The sequence below is a fragment of the Candidatus Obscuribacterales bacterium genome (assembly GCA_036703605.1).
In the GTDB taxonomy this organism is placed as follows: domain Bacteria; phylum Cyanobacteriota; class Cyanobacteriia; order RECH01; family RECH01; genus RECH01.
Map to the genome: position 1 here is coordinate 1 of DATNRH010001197.1, position 1457 is coordinate 1457.

3 protein-coding genes are annotated in these 1457 nt (G+C 55.0%); all 3 read right to left on the reverse strand.

Annotated features, from left to right (window positions below):
- Positions 1-206 (reverse strand): hypothetical protein (locus V6D20_24840; GenBank protein HEY9819009.1); only part of this gene is annotated, 206 nt, incomplete at its 3' end.
- A gap of 51 nt (positions 207-257) precedes the next feature.
- Positions 258-602: a hypothetical protein gene (locus tag V6D20_24845; GenBank protein ID HEY9819010.1), complete on the reverse strand. Its 345-nt coding sequence runs from the start codon at positions 600-602 to the stop codon at positions 258-260.
- Positions 603-634: 32 nt separating this feature from the next.
- A complete protein-coding gene (locus tag V6D20_24850; protein ID HEY9819011.1) occupies positions 635-1054 on the reverse strand; it encodes a hypothetical protein in 420 nt (139 codons plus the stop codon).
- Positions 1055-1457: the final 403 nt, after the last annotated feature.

Genomic DNA, 1457 nt, shown 5'->3' on the forward strand with positions numbered 1-1457 from the left:
GACTTGGCTAGAAGAGACGACAAGTCAAAGGACGAGAACCCAAAATGAAGAGAGGAGAGGAGGAGGAGGAGCGTGAGGGTGGGGGGGGGGGCGCATACCCGACCGTCAGCCATCAGCAGTAGGGTTAAGTGGGGCGAGGCCCGCAGCAGGGCACTCAGCGAGGGCTCCACAATGCCATCATCATAGCAGAAGCCTGCAGACTTCACCGTGACCCTTGCTACATCGATTTTCTGTCCACGACGGACGAATACAGCCAGCTACGCGTTAGCCAGGTAGGAAAGGGGCGATGCCGCAGTCTCAGGGGAGGAAAAGGAGGTGAGGCCAAGTGGGCCGAGGGGAAGGAAGTGAGCCAACGAGGAAGGAGGAGTGGGGTTATAACTGGAGGAGGGTACCTTCTCCGCATCAGTATTAGAAACACCCAAAAGGAAGGTTCCTTCCGGTTTGCCTGCTAAGTACACCGGGGCACTGAGACGGTCAACCAGGCCGGCAATGTGGCCTTCTTCCCAGTGGTGTGCAATGCTTGGGCTCTTCAGCATCTTCATGAACTTTGATAGCCAGATGCTCATGCTGATGAGTCCTTCCTTGGTCGCTTTCTCTGACAAAAAGGCTAGGTCAGCGGCATTGAGGTCTTCAGTTAGGAGAGGGTGTGCATACTGCGAACGAAGCTAGTGGAATCGGCAAATTCAACGTTGATCTTAGCAAGAAGCGCGTGTTGGCCATCACTGGGCACAATATCCTGGCCCGTTGGACTGTCGCCGGACGCGTTACGTTTTCTGTTCGGCTGGATAGCATCGCTGCTGCTGCCTTCAACCGACTCCAATCCTGAGGAGAGCGCAAAGTCGGGGTTGGTGATTAGGCTGTCGAGGTCCTGAGCGCGCTGAGCCTCGCGTGCGCTAAGCTTCTCAATAATAGCATTCTTTGTTTCCTTCGAAGCGCCTTGCGTCGTGACGTAAAACCAACTGTAGGCAAGCTTGGAGAGCGCGCGCGTTGAGACTTGATTATTGGCGACCTGCCAGGGTACATAATAGAGCCGGAGGGGTGATTTGTCGAACAAATCACGTGAGCTTCGACCTACGGGTGAGCACCAGCGACTTACTTTTCCAATCGTCGGACATCTGGACCGTAATTTTGTTGTCAGCGATTGTCTGCGAGATGAAGGCGGGGTAGCCCTGCTGATCGATTGCGGCAACTGCTTGTAAGGCCGCCGCAGTAGCTTACCAGTCCAGTGACGCCCCTGAAGGAGTTGGCGCGCTGCCTTGCCAGACACGGTCCAGTGAAGGTTCAAGCCAGTTTTGGACAAGCATCGGTAGTAGGGCGACTTATCGCCCTTGACTAGACTACTCCACCGAGTGCCCTCTAACAGTGTCTTTTGCTCTTCGAAGGTTGCCGCGGTTAGCCCTTCCTCTTGGTCGGCAGTTTGCTATGCGTCAAAAAGATCTCAAGTCGCTCTACACTAC